This is a genomic window from Terribacillus sp. 7520-G, assembly GCF_002271665.1.
Classification (GTDB): Bacteria; Bacillota; Bacilli; order Bacillales; family Amphibacillaceae; genus Terribacillus.
The window spans coordinates 1-21,802 of the sequence record NZ_NQFP01000020.1 but is presented as its reverse complement, the minus strand read 5'-3'; the positions used below and the strand labels follow the sequence as shown (position 1 = coordinate 21,802).

Sequence of the window (21,802 nt, the reverse complement as noted above, 5' to 3'; positions counted from 1 at the left end):
AGATATCATATATAGATATTACATTCGAGGGGTGAAATGATGTTTAAATTTAATGAAGAAAAAGGGCAGCTTAAATGCTCTTTCTGCGGCAAAAGCCAAGATCAAGTACGTAAATTAGTAGCCGGACCAGGCGTCTATATATGTGATGAGTGCATCGACCTGTGCACAGAAATCGTGGAAGAGGAACTTGGGAACGAGGAAGAAGTTGAGTTCAAAGAAATTCCGAAACCACAGGAAATCCGCGATATTCTGAACGATTACGTCATCGGACAGGATAAAGCGAAGAAAAATCTTGCCGTTGCGGTATACAACCACTACAAACGCATCAATTCGGGCAAGAGTTCAGATGACGTTGAATTGTCTAAGAGTAATATCGCCATGATCGGACCGACTGGTAGCGGTAAGACATTACTCGCACAGACATTGGCGCGTATCCTGAACGTACCATTCGCGATAGCGGATGCGACTTCTTTGACAGAAGCAGGCTACGTAGGGGAAGACGTAGAAAACATCCTGCTTAAATTGATCCAGGCTGCTGACTACGATGTAGAGAAAGCTGAGAAAGGCATCATCTATATCGATGAGATCGATAAAGTGGCACGTAAATCCGAAAACCCGTCCATCACACGTGATGTTTCCGGTGAAGGTGTCCAGCAGGCGCTTCTTAAAATCCTGGAAGGTACGGTAGCCAGCGTTCCGCCACAAGGAGGCCGTAAGCATCCGCATCAGGAATTCATCCAGATCGATACGACGAATGTCCTGTTCATTTGCGGTGGTGCCTTTGATGGCATCGAACAGATCATCAAACGCCGTCTTGGCAATAAAGTCATCGGTTTCGGCGCCAACGAAGGCAGCCAGGCACTCGATAAAGGCGAATACCTTTCCAAAGTATTGCCGGAGGATCTGCTGAAATTCGGTTTGATTCCGGAATTCATCGGCCGTCTGCCAGTTATCGGCAGCCTGGAGCCGCTTGATGAGGACGCTTTGGTTGAGATTTTGACAAAACCTAAAAATGCTTTGGTGAAACAGTATCAGAAGCTCTTCCAAATGGATCAAGTGGAATTGGAAATCGAGGAAGAAGCACTTCGTGAGATCGCTAAATTGGCGATCGAGCGTAAAACCGGTGCACGTGGCCTGCGTTCCATCATGGAAGGCATCATGCTCGATATCATGTATGAATTGCCATCACGTGACGATATCAAAAAATGCATCATAACTAAAGATACAGTACTGCTTGAGAATGGCCGTCCGAAGTTTGTACTGCATGATGGTACCGTAACTGATGAGAATCAGCAGTCTCCGAAAGAGAGTGCATGATTTCCATCTGACAGGCAGATGATCATGTACAGCAAATCCCTTGTTACAGTTGGTGGCAAGGGATTTTTTTCTTGATTTTCACAAAGTATGGGTACAGTATGACGGTTGTGTATATACTTTAAGAAGAACTGATGAAGACAGACATTTGGAGGTGTCACGATGGAAAAAGAGAAGACACTGATAACGCCTCTCCTGCCCTTGAGGGGGCTGCTTATTTTTCCGACGATGGTCTTGCATTTAGATGTAGGCAGGGAAAAATCCGTCCATGCACTGGAACGGGCAATGATGGAAGGGGAAACGATCTTTCTGGCTGCCCAGAAGGAAGTGGATTTGGATGAACCGACAGAAGAGGAAATCCACCGCATAGGTACAGTGGCGAAAGTCAACCAGATGATGAAGCTGCCAAACGGTACGATGCGTGTGTTGGTGGAAGGTTTATACCGGGCTGAAATCATCCGCTTCTTGGAGGATGACAAGCAGTTCATGGTCGAGATCGAGGAAAGACCAGACAAGCATGGCACAAAAAATGAAGAAGAAGCATTGATGCGGGCGCTCTTGGAGCAGTTTGAGCAATACATAAAGGTTTCAAAGAAAATCGGTCAAGAGACGCTGGCAACATTGACTGATATCAAGGAGCCGGGACGCATGGCAGACCTGATCACTTCTCATTTGTCCTTGCGGCTCGATGATAAGCAGGAGATCCTGGAGATGCAGGATGTCAAGGAACGGCTGCGCCATATCATCATGATCATCACGAACGAGCGGGAAGTGCTTGATCTGGAAAAGAAAATCGGCCAGCGTGTCAAACAATCGGTCGAGAAGACGCAGAAGGAATATTATTTGCGTGAGCAGATGAAGGCGATCCAGAAGGAGCTTGGCGACCGTGACGGCAAGTCCGGTGAAATCGAACAGCTCCGGGCAGATATCGAAGCATCCGATATGACGGATCACATGAAGCAAGTTGCAGAAAAAGAATTGCAGCGCTATGAACGAGTTCCGCAAAGCTCGGCAGAAAGCTCTGTCATCCGCAACTACTTGGAGTGGCTGATTGCCCTGCCGTGGAAGAAGCAAACCGAGGATAATCTGGATATCCCCCATGCTGAAGCAACCTTGAATGAGGATCATTATGGCTTGGATAAGGTGAAGGAAAGGATCCTGGAATACTTGGCCGTCCAGAAGCTGACCAATTCGCTGAAAGGTCCGATTCTTTGTTTGGCTGGACCTCCCGGGGTCGGGAAGACATCATTGGCGACAAGCATTGCCAGATCCATCAACCGTAAATTTGTCCGCATCTCATTGGGCGGTGTCCGGGATGAAGCCGAAATCCGCGGTCATCGGCGCACTTACGTCGGGGCCATGCCTGGACGGATCATGCAGGGCATGAGACGTGCCGGGACGACGAACCCGATCTTCCTGCTGGACGAAATCGATAAGATGTCCAATGATTTCCGCGGCGATCCGTCTTCTGCGATGCTCGAAGTGCTTGATCCGGAACAAAACAGTACGTTCAGCGATCATTTCATTGAAGAGGATTACGACCTTTCCAATGTGATGTTCATTGCGACGGCAAATAACCTGGCATCGATTCCGGGACCTTTGCTTGACCGGATGGAAATCATCAGCATAGCTGGATACACCGAGGTGGAGAAGCTCCACATTGCCAAGGAACATCTATTGCCGAAGCAAATCAAAGAGAATGGATTGAAAAAAAGCAATATCGTCATGAAGGATGAGGCACTCGAGCATATCGTCCGCCGTTATACAAGGGAAGCCGGTGTACGTGGATTGGAGCGGCAGCTGGCGGCAGTTTGCCGTAAGGTCGCACGGATCATCGTATCCGAAGATAAAAAGCGGGTCACTGTATCTGCGAAGAAAGTGGAAGAATTGCTTGGACGCCCGCGCTTCCGTTATGGTTTAATGGAAGAGGAGAATCAAGTTGGCGCAGCGACAGGTCTTGCTTATACGACTGCCGGCGGGGATACTTTATCCATTGAAGTTTCTTTATCCCCGGGTAAAGGAAAACTGACGCTCACTGGGAAACTTGGCGATGTGATGAAAGAATCTGCTCAAGCAGCATTCAGCTATATCCGCTCTAATGCGGAGGAGCTTGGTGTGGATCCGGCGTTTCATGAACAGTACGATATCCATATCCATGTACCAGAAGGGGCAACACCGAAGGACGGACCTTCAGCTGGTATTACGATAGCTACCGCTTTGACTAGTGCATTGACGGGCAGACCGGTACGGAAGGAAGTCGGGATGACCGGTGAAATCACGCTTCGCGGACGTGTGCTGCCGATCGGCGGCTTAAAGGAGAAATCCTTAAGTGCCCATCGAGCTGGAATTTCAACGATACTTTTCCCAGCTGATAATGATCGGGATCTGGAGGATATACCGGACACAATCAAGCAAGACATGACGTTTATCAAAGTCAGCCATCTTGATGAAGTATTAAAATACGCATTGGTGGAAGATAAACATGAAAGTAACTGAAGCAGAAATAGTGATCAGCGCTGTATCGAAAAAGCAATATCCGGAAACACATATGCCGGAGATTGCTTTGGCGGGGCGCTCGAATGTAGGGAAATCATCATTCATCAATAAGATGATCAATCGCAAGAATTTGGTCCGCACATCCCAAAAGCCAGGAAAGACGCAGACATTGAACTTTTATAAAATCAATGACCGCTTTCATTTCGTGGATGTGCCGGGCTATGGCTATGCAAAGGTTTCCAAGAAGGAACGGAATGCATGGGGTAAAATGCTGGAGGAGTATTTCACGGAACGTGAGAATCTGAAGGCGGTTGTCCTGCTCGTTGATATCCGTCATGAACCGACGAAGGATGACGTGACCATGTATGACTTCCTGAAGCATTATGAGCTTCCGGTTGTCGTTGTGGCAACCAAATTGGACAAGATCCCAAAAGGGAAACGGGTCCAGCATATCAAGCGTGCTGCTGATAAGCTGCAGCTTGAACAAGATGATATCATCCTTCCATTTTCTTCGGAAACAGGTGAAGGAAAAGAAGAAGCATGGGGAGTATTAAAACAATTCCTATGAAAAATAACCGTACAAGCGCAAGCTTGTACGGTTATTTTTTTCTGAAAAGCAGATAAGCACCTGCCAAGATAAGCAGAACAGGCCAAAAATCACTGATGATACCGGCTGTTCTGTCGAGCCAGCCGAACCAGGCAGGCTGTTTTGGCGCTGCAATGGCGAAGATACCAAGAGCCAGCAGCAATATAGCCCAAACGAAGCCTTTTTTTGTTTTTAATGCTGAGATGAATAAAGCAGCCCCGGCAAGCATCGGATAAACTCCCCAGCTATCGGTCCAAAAGCTGTAATGCTTCAGTCCATGGAAGTGCAGGCCAAGACCAAGTATGAAGTACCCAGCGAATAAGTTTTTATGATCTTTCGTAAGATAAGCATGCAATAGCAGTGCCGCACCGATGATGATCAATAATGTCGGCCAAGAATAAAAGTCGACAAACAAGGGAACACGTAACTGTCGCAGCAGGAAATAAGCACCGACACCTAGCAAGAGGAAGCCGGCAAATGCGTTTTTCTTCGACATAACATCTCTCCACATAATAATTATTATTAAATAAGATTAAATCGTTGATTATCATGACTATCTGTGTTAACTTGTTATATGTACTTATGAAATCATTCACAAACACACACTCTATCCTAACACAATTGTTTGCGATTCTGTTCACAAATTTGCATAGGACATTGATACCATAGTGTTATACTGGTATGAGCGAAAGGTTTTCAAGGGGGAAAAAGGGAATGTACATGTTAGTTGCAGGAATCAATCATCGCACAGCCCCGATTGAAATAAGAGAAAAACTAAGCTTCAAGGAAGAAGAGCTTGGCTTAGCGATGCAAGCACTCTCCAACCAGAAAAGCATGCTCGAGAATGTCATCATCTCGACATGCAACCGTACGGAGATTTATGCAGTGGTCGATCAAATGCATACTGGCCGCTATTATATAAAGAATTTCTTGTCCGAATGGTTCGGAATCGATAAAGACGAGATTGCATCTTATCTTACATTTCATGAGGATGAAAGAGCCATGGAGCATCTATTCCGTGTAGCAAGCGGATTGGATTCCATGGTTGTAGGGGAAACACAGATTCTTGGACAGCTGAAACGCTCGTTCCAAAAAGCGCAGGAGCTCCATACATCCGGAACGATTTATAATGAGCTGTTCAAGCAAGCTGTGACATTGGCTAAACGTGCGCATACAGAAACGGGAATCGGGGAAAATGCCGTTTCTGTAAGTTACGCAGCGGTGGAATTATCCAAGAAGATATTCGGGGATATTTCTTCCAAACGCATCGTCATCGTAGGCGCTGGTAAAATGGGGGAACTTGCAGTAAGAAATCTGCACGGTTCAGGCGTCAAAGATGTTACGGTGGTCAATCGCACGAAAGAAAAAGCTGAACAGCTGGCCGCTTTGTTCAATGGTACAGCAGCCGGATGGGATGAATTGGATACAGCTTTGCAAAATGCGGATATCGTCATCAGCTCCACAGGGGCTCCAGGATATGTGCTGGATAAGCAAATGCTGCAGCCGGTGCTGAAAGAACGGAAAGGTCAGCCTTTGTTCTTGGTCGATATTGCGGTACCGCGTGATATCAATCCGGATGTGGATGAATTGGACAGCACGTTCCTATATGACATCGATGATCTGCAGGATGTAGTCGATGCGAATTTGGCTGCCCGTCAGGAAGCAGTGGAGAAAATCGAAATCATGATCGAAGGCGGCATCGTCGATTTCAAAGTATGGCTGCAGACATTGGGTGTCGTGCCAGTCATCTCCGAGCTTCGCCGTAAAGCAGCCGCGATTCAAGCTGAAACGATGAAAAGCCTGGAACGCAAGCTGCCAGATCTTAGCGAACGTGATGTACGGGTGCTGAACAAGCATACGAAAAGTATCATCAATCAGCTGCTCAAACAGCCGATCATGCAGGCAAAAGAGCTTGCCGGCCGTGAAAACAGCGAAGAGCTCATCCGTCAATTCGCGGAGATTTTCGGAATCGACAAGACGGTCCTGGATAAACAAAATAATATTGTCAAACTGGAGCGCTCTGAATCCAAAGAGCTTCCGTCTGTACCAAATGCTTCCACAACCAGATAAAAAGAAGGGCTTATAGATGCAGGTACCAGCTTATCTTTATGAAATCATTTTATTACTATATGCAGCCAGCATTTTTAGCTATTTCATCGATTTTATACAAAAGAATCGGAAGGCGAATGTTTTCGCCTTCCGTTTGCTTACATTGGTTTGGTTCTTCCAGAGCCTTTTTTTATTGCAGGAAATGATTGCGCATGCTGGACTGCCGGTCAAGGATGTCTATGAAGGGTTATACTTCTATGCTTGGGTCCTTGTATCGCTTTCTCTATTCATCAATCGCATCTACAAAGTCGATTTTCTCACCTTCTTCCTGAATGTGGTCGGCTTTTTTATGATGCTGTTATATATCGCAAGCTCAGCTTATGAGCGGGAATGGACGCAGACGATTCCATTCATGGATGAAGTGCTGATAGCACATGTGACACTGGCTATCGTGGCTTATGGATTCTTTACACTTTCCTTCGTCTTTTCTGGTATGTATTTGCTGCAATTCCAGCTGCTGAAGCGGAAAAAAGGGTATAGATGGTGGACGAGGCTTGGCGACTTGGGCAAGCTAGAGACATATACATTCATCTCCATTACGATCGGTACGCCTTTGCTGCTGCTATCCATCGTCATGGGGATCGTGTGGGCTTATACGACTGCGGCTGCCTTCTATTGGATTGATTGGAAGACAATCGGTTCGCTGACGGTATTGGCGGTATATGCAATCTATCTGTTCCTGCGTCTGGGAAGAGGGGTGAGAGGCAAAAGCTTGGCGTTCTACGCAATTGCTGCTTTCCTCATCTTGATCATCAATTTCTTCTTATTCAGCACGTACTCATCATTTCATTTCAATGGGTAAATCCCTAGTTTCTTAGGAGGTAGAGCAATGCGTAAAATTATCGTTGGTTCAAGAAAAAGCAATCTGGCGCTTACACAGACAAAATGGGTTATCGAGCAGCTGAAACGGGCTGGAGCGCCATATGATTTCGAAATCAAGAAAATAAAGACCAAGGGGGACAAAATCCTGGACGTCACCCTTTCAAAAGTTGGCGGAAAAGGGTTGTTCGTCAAGGAAATCGAGCAAGCTATGTATGACGAAGAAATCGATATGGCCGTACATAGTATGAAGGATATGCCATCAGAGCTTCCTGCTGGCTTGACGATTGCAAGTGTGCCGGTCAGGGAGGACTATCGGGATGCTTTGATCTCAAAAAATGGCATCCCGTTGAAGGAACTTCCCGAAGGAGCCGTTGTCGGGACGAGCAGTCTGCGCCGTGCAGCGCAGATACTCGCTGTCCGTCCTGATATCGAGATCAAACCGATTCGCGGAAATATCGACACCCGTCTGAAGAAACTGGAAAATGAAGATTTCGATGCGATCGTATTGGCTGCCGCTGGTTTGAAGCGTATGGGATGGGGCGATGATATCGTCACTGAATTCCTCGAAACAGATCTCTGCCTGCCAGCGATCGGACAAGGCGCTTTGGCAATCGAATGCCGCGATACCGACACGGAATTGGTGGAGCTTTTGACAAAGATCAATGATTCCTATACACAGCAGACAGTCGCTGCTGAACGGACATTCCTATATTTGATGAACGGCAGCTGCCAGGTACCGATTGCTGGCGTTGCCCATATGGAAGATGATGATGTCGTGCTGACGGCATTGATTGCTTCCGCTGACGGCAAACAAGTATTCAAGGAAGAAGTCCGCGGTGCTGATCCGCAGGAAGTCGGTAAACTTGCCGCGGAAAGAATGCAGCAGCAAGGTGCGCAAGAAATTGTCAATGAAGCGATCCGGGAGTCGGAATCCCAATGAGCCGGCTGCCGGCCGTGAAGGTGCTCGTAACGCGCCCGAAACAGCAGGCATTCCGCTTGGCAGAAAAGCTGGTTCAGGCAGGAGCTGAACCGATCATGGTTCCGCTCTTGAATTTTCAATCAAGATTTGATGATAAAAATGAGAAGCTCTGTCAGGAAGGCGAAAGATTCGATTGGCTTTTTTTCTCCAGTAAAAACGGAGTGGAGCATTTCCATGCATTGCTGCGCACCTATTCCAGCTTTGAGAAGTGGGGTCATTGCCGGATTGCAGCAGTCGGACAGAAGACAGCGGAAGCGATAACGAGACTTTTCGGCAGGGAAGTTGATTTGGTGCCGGATGCGTACACAGCGGATGCCCTGGCTGCTGCGTTTTCCGAAGCGCATGACCCTGCCAGCCGGATCCTGCTGATCCAGGGGAATTTATCACGTCCGGCATTGGCAAATGGATTGAAACAAAATGGCTTTGTATTTGAGAAAATGGTTGTCTATGATACGGTAGAGGAGAAAAGCAATCAAGAAATGCTTCTCGATGTCCTGAAACGGGAACAGCCGGAAGTGTTGACGTTTACGAGTCCATCGTCCATCGAGGTCTTCCTTGCTTTCATCGATGACGCTGAAATGGAACGGAACCAGCTTGATAAACTTTGTCTCGTCATCGGACCGACAACCGAGGAAGCTGCCAAGCGGCATGGTTTCCGTAATATCCTGCTGCCTGCTCAGTATACGGCAGAAGCAATGATTGATAGGTTAGTACATTTTTATGAACAAAGGACAGGTGAATGACAATGGCAGAATTCAAACGCCACCGCCGTTTGCGTACTTCAGCAAATATGCGGGCATTAGTAAGAGAAACAGAAGTGACAGTGGATGACTTGATTTATCCGGTTTTCGTTGTCGAGGGAGAAAATGTGCGCAATGAAGTTTCTTCCATGCCGGGTGTATTCCAGCTGTCTTTGGACAATTTGTCAGCTGAAATGAAGGAAGTAAGCGATTTGGGTATCAAATCCGTATTGTTCTTCGGTATTCCTGCTGAGAAGGATGAAGTCGGATCAGGTGCTTTCCATGATCACGGTATCGTACAGCGGGCAATCAGTCAGACAAAAGAGGAATTCCCTGAGCTTCTATTGATCGCAGATACTTGCCTCTGCGAATATACATCCCACGGTCATTGCGGTATCGTGCATGACGGAATAATCGATAATGATGAATCACTGGGCTATTTGGTAGACACTGCAGTGAGCCAGGCGAAAGCGGGAGCGGATATCATCGCCCCTTCCAATATGATGGACGGCTATGTGCAAGCAATCCGCAAAGGACTGGATGAAGCCGGTTTTACCAATATTCCGATTATGGCTTATTCTGTCAAATACGCGTCTGCCTTCTATGGTCCATTCCGCGAAGCGGCGGATGGCGCGCCGCAGTTCGGTGACCGCAAAACGTATCAGATGGATCCTTCCAACAGAAGGGAAGCCCTCCGCGAAGCGACATCCGATATCGAAGAGGATGCCGACTTCCTTATCGTGAAGCCAGCGCTTGCTTACTTGGATATCATCCGTGATGTCCGGAATCAATTCAACGCACCGATCGTTGCTTACAACGTCAGCGGGGAATACAGCATGGTGAAGGCTGCTGCTTTGAACGGCTGGATCGATGAGAAAGCGATCGTCATGGAGAAAATGATCGGCATGAAACGTGCCGGTGCGGATTTAATCATGACTTACTTTGCCAAAGACGTGGCAAGATGGCTGAAGGAAGATAATTGACTAGGGAGGAATTCTGATGAAAAGCTTTGAAAAATCGATAGCAGCATTCGAAGAAGCGAAGCAGCATATGCCCGGCGGGGTTAACTCCCCTGTCCGTGCGTTCCGATCCGTAGGGATGGATCCGATTTTCATGGATAGCGGAAAAGGCTCCAAAATCACGGATATCGATGGCAATACGTACATCGACTATGTGTTGAGCTGGGGACCCCTTATCCTGGGACATGCCGATGATCGGGTCGTGGAAGGTCTGAAAAAGATCACCGAAAAAGGGACGAGCTTCGGAGCGCCGACTGTGATTGAAAACAAGATGGCGGCATTGGTGAAAGAGCGTATCCCATCCATGGATATCGTCCGCATGGTGAACTCCGGAACGGAGGCGACCATGAGTGCGCTTCGTCTGGCGCGAGGCTATACCGGCCGCGATAAAATCCTGAAATTCGTCGGCAGCTATCACGGCCATGGGGACTCCCTTTTGATCAAGGCTGGTTCCGGGGTTGCAACACTTGGATTGCCGGATAGCCCTGGGGTACCGGAAACAATTGCACGTAATACGATCACGGTTCCGTATAATGACCTGGAAAGCGTGAAATATGCATTTGAACAGTTCGGTGATGATATAGCGGCTGTCATTGCAGAGCCGGTGTGCGGTAATATGGGCGTTGTTCCTCCTCAGCCAGGATTCCTTGAAGGACTCCGCGACATTACCAAACAGCATGGCACACTGCTGATTTTTGATGAAGTAATGACAGGATTCCGTGTCGGTTATCATTCTGCGCAAGGCCATTTCGGCGTGGAGCCCGATTTGACTTGCCTTGGCAAGATCATCGGCGGCGGACTTCCTGTCGGTGCTTATGGCGGCCGCAAGGAGATCATGGAACGTGTTGCTCCAGCAGGTGATATTTATCAAGCTGGTACGCTTTCTGGAAATCCGCTTGCGATGACAGCCGGCTATGAGACTCTGACAGCAATGGATAAGGCGGCATATGAACGTATCAATGCCCATGCCGACCGCCTTGCAGAAGGCTACAAAGCAGCTGCGGAGGAATTCGGTATCCCATTGCAAGTGAACCGCGCCGGTTCCATGGTTGGCGTCTTCTTTACGGATACGCCTGTCATTAACTTCGAGACGGCCCAAACATCCAATCTGGATCATTTCTCCATGTATTATCGGGAAATGATCGAAGCAGGCATCTTCCTGCCTCCTTCCCAATTCGAGGGACTATTCCTGTCGGCTGCCCATACGGATGAGGATATTGAAACGACAATCGAAGCAGCAAGACAAGCATTCAAAAAAATTGCAGCATCCTGACTGATGAGTCCAAGCTAACGCTTGGGCTTTTTTTCATGGGGACAAGAGGATTTTCCTTACATATGTGACTTGGCGTCCGCATAGGTTTTAATGATTAGGAACGCTTAAATCTTGGAAGGAGGATTCCACTTGTCTACGAATGAGACAACACCATTTATGTTTGATATACAAGAATCGCTCAGTTTCCGTGCCGACGCACAGCTGCAGGATTTGATCGGAATCGCATTGGAGCCGGATATCAGTATCCAGGAGTTTGAGCAAGAAATTTCTGTCCGAGGTGTGATCGAACTTACCGGGGAATACCATCCTGTTCAGGATGTCGTCGAAGGTACTGCCGTAGCAGTAAGTCCGGGGACGAGGGAGTTGGAGAAAGTCGAGAAGCTGGAGGGAGGGACAAATACATTTTATCATCGATTCCCTGTCGAGATTTCTGTTCCGAAATATCGGATCAAGCAGCTGAAAGATGTGTATGTAGCAATTGACAATTTTGATTATGATATTCCCGGCAGCAATGTGCTTGAATTGCAGGCAACTGTGGCAATCTACGGCGTACAGGAAGAGAGAAGGCAAGTAAGACCGGATTTGCCGGAACAGCCATTTTACCCGGATGCGGCCTTCCAGCAAGCAGAACCAGCACAATCCTATACAGAGGAGATTGCGGACCGGATCGAAGCGGAATCCCAAGAAGATCATCAAAGCAATCAGCAAGGCTATCAATTTTTCAAAGAGGAACAGGAGCAGGCGGAATCATTTGCAGATCCGGGTGATGCTCAACAAACCGGAGCTTATCAGTTCTCTCAAGAGGAATATGCAAAATCCGAAGAGATAGAAGCAGATTCGGAGGAAGCAGCTGAGGAAAATCGTGACAATGAGGCGTTGAAGGAGCAAGCTTATCAGTTTGTGCCTGAATATACAGAGCCGGCAGAAGACGAAGCTGCTGGTGAAGCACGGGAAGAGCAAGCGAACGAAGGAAATCAGATGATGGAAACAGATTATCAGCTGTCCGAGGAATATACTGAAGCAGAAGAAAGACTGGTTTATAAAGAAGGGCAGGACGAACAGGAGGAAGTCCCAGCCTCACCTAGAGTGAATATTCAATCGGAGAAGGCATCTGCTGATGCGGGTTATGAAGCAGAGGAGCTGCAGGACGAGACGCTTGACCCTGAGGCGGAATGGAATCAAGAGGAATTGTTTGTACTTCCTGATGAATTGGAGGATGCCTATCAAGCGGCCGACTTCCGTCAAGCGAACGATGAAGATGTCCAATACCTGGATCGGGAGCTGCCGCATGAAGAGCCGGCTGGCTCCCCTGACTTCACTTTCACCTATCAGGCAAAGCAAGCAGACGAAGCGCCGCGGGAGTCTGAGCAGGTCGATTTTGAGACTCCGCCGCTTTTGACACCTGAAGAGGATGATAGATGGAAATATAAAGAGACGAAGACATTCAGTGAATTCTTCGGCAGTAAGTCGGCGGAACCGACAGAGGTGCCGCAGGCTGATTTGACCACTGATGAAATGGATGAGGAAGACGCATATGAAGAGCAGGCACTCCCAGTGAACCAGGAGCTTCAGCCCGAGGATCTCGAAGTGTCGGAAGTGGCAGAGGAAGCAGAAGAGGCAGCGGAACGGAAGGACAGCGGCAATTTCCTAGTCAATATGTTCGGGACCAGGGAAGAGACATTTACAAAGGTCCGTGTCTGTATCGTCCAGGAGCGGGATACATTGGAAAAGATTGCGACGCGATATGATGTGCCGGTGAGCTCGATTGCCAGCTCCAATAATTTGGAGGAGGAGACAGTATCGGAGGGCCAGCTGCTGGTCATACCGCAGCGGCGGCAGAAGAAGAACTGATCAATATAATGAACGGGGTGTGCTAGATGGAAAATATCGACCGAATACTAGCTGCCTATGGCATCACGCCAGCCTCGGTTCACACCATTACCAGTCGCCTGTCTAAAGTGCAAACGCACCAGGCGGCTTTTGCTTTAAAAAGGTCATCCCTCCATCCGGAGCGGCTCGACCGCTGGCTGATGGTCGTCCAAGGCAAGCATAATTTCTACCGTGAAGGAGTTCCGCCGGTCTATCAGACATTGCAGGAGAACTTCTATGTAGTGGATGAAGGGGAAGTGTATTATTTGATGCCATGGCTTGAACGGCATCGTACAGATGAACCGGATCATCCTTATGAAATGCTGTTCTCCACACTCGGAAAAATCCATGCCTCCTCCAGCAAACGCTATCCAATCGATTATGAGGCTTATGCTTTGGCCATCCGAAAGCAAAAAGAAAAGCTCCAGCAGGACAGGGAGGAGCTTTTGGGCTTGGTGGAGCGGTTTGAATCCCAAACGTATATGGGCGTCGTGCCGCTGCTTGTCTGCACCCATTATAAGGATTTGGAGCATGTGTCCGCCATGCTGGATAAATGGTATGACCATTATGATGCGGATCTGAAGGAAGACCCCGAGATGGAGCACAGTGTGCTGCACGGTAATTTACGCCCTTCCCATGTGCAGGAGGGCAGTACGCTGCACTTACTTAATTGGGAAAAAACCAAGCTTGGCAATCCCAGCTTGGATCTTGCGGCCTATTATAAAGAAGAATGGCGTTTTGCCGACAGCAATGTGACGAGTCCGCCTTATTATCTGCACTCATATGAGGAATATCGGCAAATGAAGAAAAATGAAGAGAGCCTGCTCATGCTGCATCTGCTGCACCCGGGACGGTATTTGAAGCAAATCAGGCAGTATGTAAATGCACCGCAAAAGGCGAATACTCCTGCTGTCGTACAGGAATTGACCCAGACACATAGGCAGCTGACACAGGCCCTCCAAGTGCAATCCTATTTCCAGGATTTACGGAATCAGGAAAACCAAGAAGATGAAGAAGCTTGATCAGAATGATTTAGCCTGGAAGCTGAAGTAAAGAGCGATCAATCCCCCGAGCAATAAAATATCCAATATCGACGGGAACAGCAATGTACGGATGAACTGGAAGATGATCAGCGGGACCATCGCCTTTTCGGTGACATTGATCCAATACCGGAGAAAGCCAGGCATGTTGTTGCGGTTGATTTTACTCATTTTCATCCCTCCTGTAGAAAGTATATGAATGGGAAAAGCTAGGCGTTTACCCTTTTTTGAAAAAAATATGCGACTGCATTGACTTTTTTACGGTAAAGTGGATACAATAAGCTATACATGATATAAATGCTTTGACAGGGAAGAGTATAGTGTAAGGATCCATACTAGAGAGGGAAGCAATTGGTGGAAGTTTCCCGGAAACCTGCAGTAGAATGTCGCCCTGTATGCAGCGACCCTGAACACGGATGTCAGTAGGGGAAGCCGGTGAAGAGCCGTTATCTCCCTCGAGTGTGCGACACAGCTGTCTTGTGTTGGCAAATGAAGGTGGTACCACGGAAACTGACCCTTTTCGTCCTTTTGGATGAGAAGGGTTTTTATATGTCACCAAAAGCATTGAAGGAGGAACCAGGCATGACAACAGACAAATCACAAGAAACCAACTCCCTGCCGTCCAAATACGATCCTGCCAGCATCGAATCGGGCCGCTATCAGTTCTGGCTCGACGGCAAATATTTCGAGGCCACCGGAGATGAAAGCAAACAGCCATACTCCATCGTGATCCCGCCGCCGAACGTAACCGGAAAACTTCACCTCGGTCACGCTTGGGATACGACATTGCAGGATATCATCACCCGCATGAAGAGGATGCAAGGCTACGATGTGCTTTGGCTCCCGGGTATGGACCATGCCGGCATTGCGACACAGGCGAAAGTGGATGCCAAACTTCGTGAACAAGGCATCAGCCGTTATGATTTAGGGCGTGAAGGCTTCCTGGAGAAGAGCTGGGAATGGAAAGAAGAATATGCGAGCTTCATCCGCAAGCAATGGTCCAAGCTGGGACTTGGCCTTGATTATTCGCGTGAGCGTTTCACACTGGATGAGGGCCTTTCCGAGGCGGTGAAAGAAGTATTCGTCACGCTGTATGAAAAAGGCTTGCTGTACCGCGGCGAATATATCATCAACTGGGATCCAGTCGCCAAAACGGCGCTATCCGATATCGAGGTCATCCACAAAGATGTGCAAGGTCATTTCTACCATATGCGCTATCCTTTGGCAGATGGAACTGGACATATCGAGATTGCGACGACACGTCCGGAAACATTCCTTGGCGATACGGCAGTAGCTGTACACCCGGATGACGAGCGCTACCAGCACTTGATCGGCAAAACCGTCATCCTGCCGGAAGTAAACCGCGAGATCCCGATCGTGGCTGATGAGTATGTAGACATGGAATTCGGTTCCGGTGCGGTGAAAATCACCCCTGCCCATGATCCGAATGACTTTGAGGTAGGCAATCGCCATGATCTTGAGCGTATCCTTGTCATGCATGAGGATGGCACAATGAACGAAAATGCCGGTAAATATAATGGCTTGGATCGTTTCGAGGCGCGCAAGCAAATTGTCAAAGATCTGCAGGAGCAAGGTATCCTGTTCAAAATCGAAGAACATATGCACAGCGTCGGACATTCCGAACGAAGCGGTGCTGTAGTGGAACCATATCTATCCACGCAGTGGTTCGTAAACATGGAACCATTAGCCAAGCAAGCATTGGAATTGCAGGCTGGGGAAGACAAAATCAGCTTCGTGCCAGAGCGATTCGAAAGGACCTACACGTATTGGATGGAAAACATCCGTGACTGGTGTATTTCCCGTCAGCTCTGGTGGGGACATCGTATCCCGGCTTGGTACCATAAAGAAACAGGCGAGGTATACGTAGGCAAGGAAGCGCCGGCAGACATCGAGAACTGGGAACAAGATCAGGATGTACTGGATACATGGTTCTCATCCGCCCTATGGCCGTTCTCGACAATGGATTGGCCAAACACGGACGCAGCCGATTTCAAACGCTACTTCCCGACCGATGTACTTGTGACAGGCTATGATATCATCGCCTTCTGGGTAAGCCGGATGATCTTCCAATCCAAGGAATTCACTGGCAAGCGCCCATTCAAGGATGTATTGATCCATGGCCTTGTGCGGGATGGAGAAGGCCGTAAGATGAGTAAATCCCTTGGGAACGGTGTCGATCCGATGGATGTCATCGAGAAATATGGTGCCGACTCCTTGCGTTACTTCCTATCGACTGGCTCATCACCGGGTCAGGATTTGCGCTTCCAATGGGAAAAAGTTGAATCGACATGGAACTTTGCCAATAAGATATGGAATGCTTCCCGCTTCGCCTTGATGAACATGGAAGGCTTGAAATACGAAGACATCGATCTGTCCAAAGAGAAGAGTCTGGCCGATAAATGGATCCTTACCCGCTTGAACGAAACAATCGAAGCAGTGACATACAATGCCGAGAAGTATGAATTCGGTGAAGCCGGCCGTCATCTGTACAACTTCATCTGGGATGATGTGTGTGACTGGTATATCGAAATGGCGAAGCTGCCGCTTTACGGCGAAGATGAAGACGCGAAGCAGATGACACGTTCTGTCCTGGCCCATGTACTGGATCAGACAATGCGCATGCTGCACCCATTCATGCCATTCATCACAGAGGAAATCTGGCAGCAGCTGCCGCATGAAGGGGAGTCCATCACGATTGCTGCCTGGCCGACAGTCAACAAAGACCTGCATGATGAAAAAGCAGCAGAAGAAATGAAACGGCTTGTGAGCATCATCCGCTCTGTCCGCAACATCCGTGCAGAAGTGGATACACCGATGTCCAAGCAAATCCAGCTGCTCATCCAGGCAGAAGACAGCGAGATCGAAGCGGAGCTCAAAGCGCAGCAGCACTATATCGAACGTTTCTGTAACCCGAGTGAGCTGACGATTGCCACAGAAATCCAGGCACCGGATAAAGCAATGTCGGCAGTTCTCACCGGTGCAGAGCTTTATTTGCCGCTTGAAGGCTTGATCGACATCTCCAAAGAAATCGAGCGTCTTGAAAAAGAACTTGATAAATGGACGAAAGAAGTCGAGCGTGTCGAGAAGAAGCTTGCCAACCAAGGATTCATCAGCAAGGCACCACAAAAAATCGTCGACGAAGAACGTGCCAAGCAAGCAGACTATGAAGACAAACGCGCACGCGTACAGCAGCGCATCAACGAACTGAAAGGCTAAACACACAACAAGACGCACTAGAATTTTGCTAGTGCGTCTTTTTTTATTTAAGGAGAGATAAAAATGCTGCCATTCCAGAAGCTCGAAACCAAACGGATAATATTGGATGAAGTAAAAATGAACGATGCCCCATACGTATTTGCAGCCCTGTCCGACCCCAATGTAACGCAGTACTACGGCATGGAGCCGCTGCAGTCAATCGAAGAAGCAGAGCGAGTCATCTCCTCCTTCCGCTGCGGCCTGCAGGAAGGCCGCGTCATCCGCTGGGGCATGTTCTGCAAGGAAGAAGGACGCTTCCTGGGAACCATCGGCCTGCACCAAGTGAACCGCAGCAACCGGCGAGCCGAAATCGGTTATGAGCTGCATCCGGATCATTGGAAAAAAGGTTTTGCGAGTGAAGCGATGGAGGCTGTACTGGGCTACTGCTTCCATGAATTGGATCTGCTCCGCATCGGGGCGATGGTTTATCCGGAGAATGAAGCCTCTGCCGCACTCCTGGAGAAACACGGCTTCATGAAGGAAGGCTTATTGCACAGTTATTATTATCATGGGGGGAAAGCCCATGATGCAAATGTGTATGCGCTGCTGCGTGAGGGATGGAGGTAAGCAGGAATATAGGAATGGACCCTCTGAGAATTTTTGTAGGCACTCCATCATGCTGAAAAGAATCTTTTAATTGCAGGATTTGTATTGGCTTTGCAGCAAGTGAATGAGCTGCTAATGGCAGCTTCAGGAGATAATTGATTCACGCTCACACCTCCACCTGGAGCATCGAATAGACAAAGAGCATATTCGGAATCCAGGGGATTAAAGGTGTGAAGCGGGAAGAAATAAAAATCCAGATTCTTTACTTGCCTTTGCTTAGATTACTGCTTTATCATCCTTTTAGTCCAGATATATCATGCAGTCTTTTTACTTCGCGTGATGCAAGATACGGCTCGCTTGATTCCCTGTACTTCCGGTAGTGCTCGGTTTCAAGATGTGCTTGAAGTGCCGCTTCATCACTCCACTTTTCAAAGAATACAAAAGTACCATCGTGTTCCTCTGATTCATGTAAAGCGTAAAGTATGCAGCCTGCTTCGGCGCGTGAAGGGCCGACAACGTCCAATAAAACCTCTTTAAGCTCTTTTTGTTTATCTGCTTTCGCTGATAAGGTTGCTAGGATGGTGATCATGATATTACCTCGCTTACTTTGATTTACTATAGGCAATCGGAGAGGAGCCTGCTTCATATTATATACCAGATTGCCTCTTAACCAATACAAAGCGCTTTCCGTTCTTTGCATGATGTAGGGATGATTTTAAATCATTTTCTCCATTATCGGAAACTTTAATCCACCTTTTACAAGGAAACGGCTTGTCTCTTTTAAGCCGAACTTATGATAGAAATATGCTTTATCCTGACGCGCGTTGCACCATACTCTGCTGACACCGATGTTTTGGCATTTCCCTAATATGAATTTCAACAGCATACTGCCGTATCGCTTGCCCTGTTCTTCCGGCAGCGTGGCAAACTTCCTGAATTGGGCTTCATCTTCCTCAATGAATAGAGAGATGACGGAACTAATTTATCATTGATAAAAAGTCCATAATGTTGGCCGGCATCATCATGTTCCAATATGACATAATCAAGATGTTTATCTGGCCACAAAACAAGATGACGTATTTTCCAGGTCATTTCTTTTGGGATTGGTTTGATGATAGGCTTCATTCTTATTATCACCCCTTTGAAGTATAGTAGGGATCTGAGCGGAAAGCATATAACCTTATTATAAATGCATCAAATGAAAAAGGTATATGGTCACATAGGATTTATGGAAACGACAAAGGATATGTAAGCATCCGAAACAAGCAGGGGCGGATGCAATTTCAGATATTTTGCAGTATCTTTTCTGATCCGTCTTTCAATATGGAGTGTCAAAACAGCTTATAGACATTACGGAAGAGCAATGGAATTTTTCAAGTGAAACGAAAACATTATTTAACTGCTGAAAACAATAATGCTGGGGAAGCATCAGCCTTCTGAATATAAAGAAAAGGTAAAAGACCTCTATTGTTAATAGATCGGCTTTTACCTTTAGGATGATCCTTTGGTAAAACTAGTATTTTAGCTTGATGAAGCATGTTTCTGATTAGAAATTGTAGGCCTCTCCATCATTTGGGACTAGCACATTGGCATGGATTCCTTTATCATGAATGAAATCCTTTAGCTCTGCCCTCGATAATCCCCAGTGATTCACAGCTTCCATATGAACAGAGATTATTTTTGCGTTGGGAGCGGCTTTATGAACTTCATAAATATCGTCTTTCCCCATGACAAGGGAACCGCCTTCCAGGAATTGATTGTCTCCACCGTTAACGACGATAACTTCCGGGGCATGTTTATGGATTCCTTCTTTGACACCATCATACCAAACGGTATCTCCTGCTACGTATAATGTCTTTTCGCTTGGATGCTTGAAAACAACGCCGCATACTTGGCCTGCAGCTTCCAAGATTGGGCCTCTTCCATGTTCGCCCTTGGTTTTGATTAATTGAATTCCTTCAAAAGTCGTATCCTTCTGCAGTACCTCGACATTTTGGAATCCTGCATCTTTGATTTGTGCTTCATCTTCCTCATTCTGCGTAAATAGCTTTATATCTTTTGGGAGTGCTTCTTTTGCGGCATCGTCCCAATGGTCCAAGTGCAAGTGTGTGACAATAACTGCATCAACGCCATCAAGGATATCATCGATCGATATCGGCAAGTCGGCGAGGGGGTTATTCTGATCCTGCCGTGGTGAGTCAGGGAATGGAGGATAGGCGCCTTTGTCCGCTAACATCGGGTCGATCAAGAACCTTTTCCCTGCATAGCTCACCAGTATGGTTGCATTGCGAATTTGCTGTATCTGCATATTCAGTGGCTCCTTTACTAAAAGTTTTCTTTGTACAATGTATAGTCTATACTGGCTGTAATGGGAGTTACATAACGCAAATCAAGTATTTTGAAGGGTTTACTTGATTAATGAAAGGATTTTTAACATGTTGGATAATACGGACATTCGGATTTTGGAGGAGCTATCCAAGAACAGCCGCGTAACGATGAAGGAATTGGGGGAGAAGGTCCATTTGACTGGACAAGCCACTTCTGCCAGAGTAGCGAAGCTGGAAGATGGCGGTATCATTGAAGGATACACGATCAAAGTGAATCAAGCTGAATTAGGCTGTCATATACATGCTTTCATTACCATTATTACGCAGAGTTTACATCATCAGCCCTATCTTGCATTTATAAAAAAACAGGCGGAATATACGCTTCATCATTATAAAATCAGCGGGGATGGCTGTTATCTCCTTGAATGCAGATTTCCGTCAAATGAGGATTTGGATGAGTTCCTGACACAATTGAACAAGTATGCGAATTACAAATTGACCACTGTCATCAACACCATGGAGTGATCAGCAAACGAGGAAGTATATAAAATGAAGAGGTATCCTGATTGGAGTACCTCCTCATTTCATGTCTTATGATCTTACTTGAAAGCTGGCACATCTATCTTAAAACGATTTTTAACTAAATTTTTCACATCGACGGATGCCTGATCATATGAAATGTCCTTGATTACTTGTATCTCTTCAATCAAGAACTCTTCTGCATTCTTGAATATTTTTTTGTCAGATTGAGACAGACGGCCTTCCGAAGTATGGAAGTGCAGCAAATCTCTTAGTATCTGACTGATTTCTAAAGTGGTACCTGATTTCATCTTGTTGTCTAAGACTTTTGACCGTTCACTTACTGAAGAAGGCAAAGGAACACCATTTTCATAAAAATCCAATTTTACCAATTCTAGTTGCTCTGATGAAATGATGGGGCGCAGGCCATTCTGATTTTCGCTCTGACTTGGGATAAATACATGCAGCTTTTTGTAAGGGAAAAATATCTTGAAATACTCTTTATCCCTCATATATTCCTTCGACTCAATGGTTCCTGTTCCGTGAAATGGATAGAATACACTATCTCCGCCTTTTAGCAAATTAACAATCTCCCTTCAAAGATACCTCTATTATACCACAAAGGAGTTTTTCACTTTTCGTCTGCTCAACTGCTTGCGTTTCACGAATTGTCTTTGAAATATATGATATTGAACAAAATATAATAACAAAAACATATTGACTGTTTATCCTATTTCCTGTAGGATACTCATTATATTAATAAATGAGCGTTGAATGGATCGCAGTAGTGTATGTTCTCCCTGCCAAAAGAGAGCTGACGGATGGTGTAAGTCAGTGCAAAGAACAGCGCGAATTACAATCTGGGAGCTTTTCTTCTTCGAGGCCAT

21 protein-coding genes and 1 other annotated feature are annotated in these 21,802 nt (G+C 47.0%); of the genes, 14 read left to right on the top strand and 7 right to left on the bottom strand.

Translation table 11 applies throughout. The features are described from left to right. Window positions 1-39: 39 nt before the first annotated feature. The 3 genes from clpX (at window position 40) to yihA (ending at window position 4,378) form a co-directional block, all read left to right on the top strand. Complete coding sequence (clpX, locus tag CHH53_RS07915; RefSeq protein ID WP_095215587.1) at window positions 40-1,317, top strand: ATP-dependent protease ATP-binding subunit ClpX; 1,278 nt, start codon at window positions 40-42, stop codon at window positions 1,315-1,317. 159 nt (window positions 1,318-1,476) lie between these two features. Beyond that, window positions 1,477-3,810 carry an endopeptidase La gene (gene lon / locus CHH53_RS07910; protein ID WP_095215586.1) on the top strand — a complete coding sequence of 778 codons (2,334 nt, stop codon included), beginning with the start codon at window positions 1,477-1,479 and terminating at the stop codon, window positions 3,808-3,810. After that, window positions 3,797-4,378, top strand: a complete 582-nt coding sequence (gene yihA / locus CHH53_RS07905) for a ribosome biogenesis GTP-binding protein YihA/YsxC (protein ID WP_095215585.1) — start codon at window positions 3,797-3,799, stop codon at window positions 4,376-4,378. The genes lon and yihA overlap by 14 nt, the downstream gene beginning before the upstream one ends. A 31-nt stretch (window positions 4,379-4,409) precedes the next feature. Here yihA and CHH53_RS07900 read toward each other — a convergent pair whose 3' ends face one another. Further along, window positions 4,410-4,892, bottom strand: a complete 483-nt coding sequence (locus CHH53_RS07900; RefSeq protein WP_095215584.1) for a LiaI-LiaF-like domain-containing protein — start codon at window positions 4,890-4,892, stop codon at window positions 4,410-4,412. A gap of 218 nt (window positions 4,893-5,110) precedes the next feature. On the opposite strand from CHH53_RS07900, the gene hemA reads away from it, so the two are divergent. The 8 genes from hemA (at window position 5,111) to CHH53_RS07860 (ending at window position 14,229) form a co-directional block, all read left to right on the top strand. Further along, complete coding sequence (gene hemA / locus CHH53_RS07895) at window positions 5,111-6,466, top strand: glutamyl-tRNA reductase (protein WP_095215583.1); 1,356 nt, start codon at window positions 5,111-5,113, stop codon at window positions 6,464-6,466. A gap of 16 nt (window positions 6,467-6,482) precedes the next feature. Then, entirely contained in the window at window positions 6,483-7,307 is an 825-nt protein-coding gene (locus tag CHH53_RS07890) for a cytochrome C assembly family protein (protein WP_095215582.1), read from the top strand. 27 nt (window positions 7,308-7,334) lie between these two features. Then, window positions 7,335-8,267 (top strand): hydroxymethylbilane synthase, encoded by a 933-nt coding sequence (gene hemC, locus CHH53_RS07885; protein WP_095215581.1) that lies wholly within the window; start codon window positions 7,335-7,337, stop codon window positions 8,265-8,267. Further along, entirely contained in the window at window positions 8,264-9,049 is a 786-nt protein-coding gene (locus CHH53_RS07880) for a uroporphyrinogen-III synthase (protein WP_095215580.1), read from the top strand. Before hemC ends, CHH53_RS07880 begins: the two co-directional genes overlap by 4 nt. Further along, window positions 9,046-10,029, top strand: coding sequence for a porphobilinogen synthase (gene hemB, locus CHH53_RS07875; RefSeq protein WP_095215579.1), 984 nt, complete (start codon window positions 9,046-9,048; stop codon window positions 10,027-10,029). The genes CHH53_RS07880 and hemB overlap by 4 nt, the downstream gene beginning before the upstream one ends. Before the next feature lie 16 nt (window positions 10,030-10,045). Beyond that, window positions 10,046-11,338 carry a glutamate-1-semialdehyde 2,1-aminomutase gene (gene hemL, locus CHH53_RS07870; RefSeq protein WP_095215578.1) on the top strand — a complete coding sequence of 431 codons (1,293 nt, stop codon included), beginning with the start codon at window positions 10,046-10,048 and terminating at the stop codon, window positions 11,336-11,338. Between the two features lie 129 nt (window positions 11,339-11,467). Then, a complete protein-coding gene (locus CHH53_RS07865) occupies window positions 11,468-13,189 on the top strand; it encodes a LysM peptidoglycan-binding domain-containing protein (protein ID WP_095215577.1) in 1,722 nt (573 codons plus the stop codon). A gap of 26 nt (window positions 13,190-13,215) precedes the next feature. After that, window positions 13,216-14,229, top strand: coding sequence for a protein kinase family protein (locus tag CHH53_RS07860; RefSeq protein ID WP_095215576.1), 1,014 nt, complete (start codon window positions 13,216-13,218; stop codon window positions 14,227-14,229). Here CHH53_RS07860 and CHH53_RS07855 read toward each other — a convergent pair whose 3' ends face one another. Beyond that, a complete protein-coding gene (locus CHH53_RS07855) occupies window positions 14,230-14,418 on the bottom strand; it encodes a hypothetical protein (protein ID WP_095215575.1) in 189 nt (62 codons plus the stop codon). It lies immediately after the preceding gene. 122 nt (window positions 14,419-14,540) lie between these two features. Further along, window positions 14,541-14,778, top strand: a binding site (T-box leader). Between the two features lie 51 nt (window positions 14,779-14,829). On the opposite strand from CHH53_RS07855, the gene CHH53_RS07850 reads away from it, so the two are divergent. Continuing rightward, complete coding sequence (locus CHH53_RS07850; RefSeq protein ID WP_095215605.1) at window positions 14,830-17,484, top strand: valine--tRNA ligase; 2,655 nt, start codon at window positions 14,830-14,832, stop codon at window positions 17,482-17,484. Window positions 17,485-17,547: 63 nt separating this feature from the next. Next, a complete protein-coding gene (locus CHH53_RS07845) occupies window positions 17,548-18,090 on the top strand; it encodes a GNAT family N-acetyltransferase (RefSeq protein ID WP_095215574.1) in 543 nt (180 codons plus the stop codon). 271 nt (window positions 18,091-18,361) lie between these two features. Here the strand turns inward: CHH53_RS07845 and CHH53_RS07840 are convergent, their stop codons facing one another. From CHH53_RS07840 to CHH53_RS07830, 4 genes are all read right to left on the bottom strand, one after another. After that, entirely contained in the window at window positions 18,362-18,658 is a 297-nt protein-coding gene (locus tag CHH53_RS07840) for a putative quinol monooxygenase (RefSeq protein ID WP_095215604.1), read from the bottom strand. A 126-nt stretch (window positions 18,659-18,784) separates the two neighbouring features. Then, on the bottom strand, window positions 18,785-18,988 hold the full coding sequence (locus CHH53_RS17890) for a GNAT family N-acetyltransferase (protein ID WP_369819868.1): 204 nt from the start codon (window positions 18,986-18,988) through the stop codon (window positions 18,785-18,787). Then, window positions 18,946-19,194, bottom strand: coding sequence for a hypothetical protein (locus CHH53_RS17885; protein WP_340081986.1), 249 nt, complete (start codon window positions 19,192-19,194; stop codon window positions 18,946-18,948). Before CHH53_RS17885 ends, CHH53_RS17890 begins: the two co-directional genes overlap by 43 nt. A 421-nt stretch (window positions 19,195-19,615) precedes the next feature. Continuing rightward, window positions 19,616-20,377 carry an MBL fold metallo-hydrolase gene (locus tag CHH53_RS07830; RefSeq protein ID WP_095215573.1) on the bottom strand — a complete coding sequence of 254 codons (762 nt, stop codon included), beginning with the start codon at window positions 20,375-20,377 and terminating at the stop codon, window positions 19,616-19,618. 127 nt (window positions 20,378-20,504) lie between these two features. Here CHH53_RS07830 and CHH53_RS07825 point away from each other — a divergent pair, with 127 nt between their 5' ends. After that, window positions 20,505-20,921, top strand: coding sequence for an Lrp/AsnC family transcriptional regulator (locus CHH53_RS07825; protein ID WP_095215572.1), 417 nt, complete (start codon window positions 20,505-20,507; stop codon window positions 20,919-20,921). A 74-nt stretch (window positions 20,922-20,995) separates the two neighbouring features. Here the strand turns inward: CHH53_RS07825 and CHH53_RS07820 are convergent, their stop codons facing one another. Then, window positions 20,996-21,496 carry a CarD family transcriptional regulator gene (locus CHH53_RS07820; RefSeq protein WP_158221510.1) on the bottom strand — a complete coding sequence of 167 codons (501 nt, stop codon included), beginning with the start codon at window positions 21,494-21,496 and terminating at the stop codon, window positions 20,996-20,998. Between the last annotated feature and the right edge of the window lie 306 nt (window positions 21,497-21,802).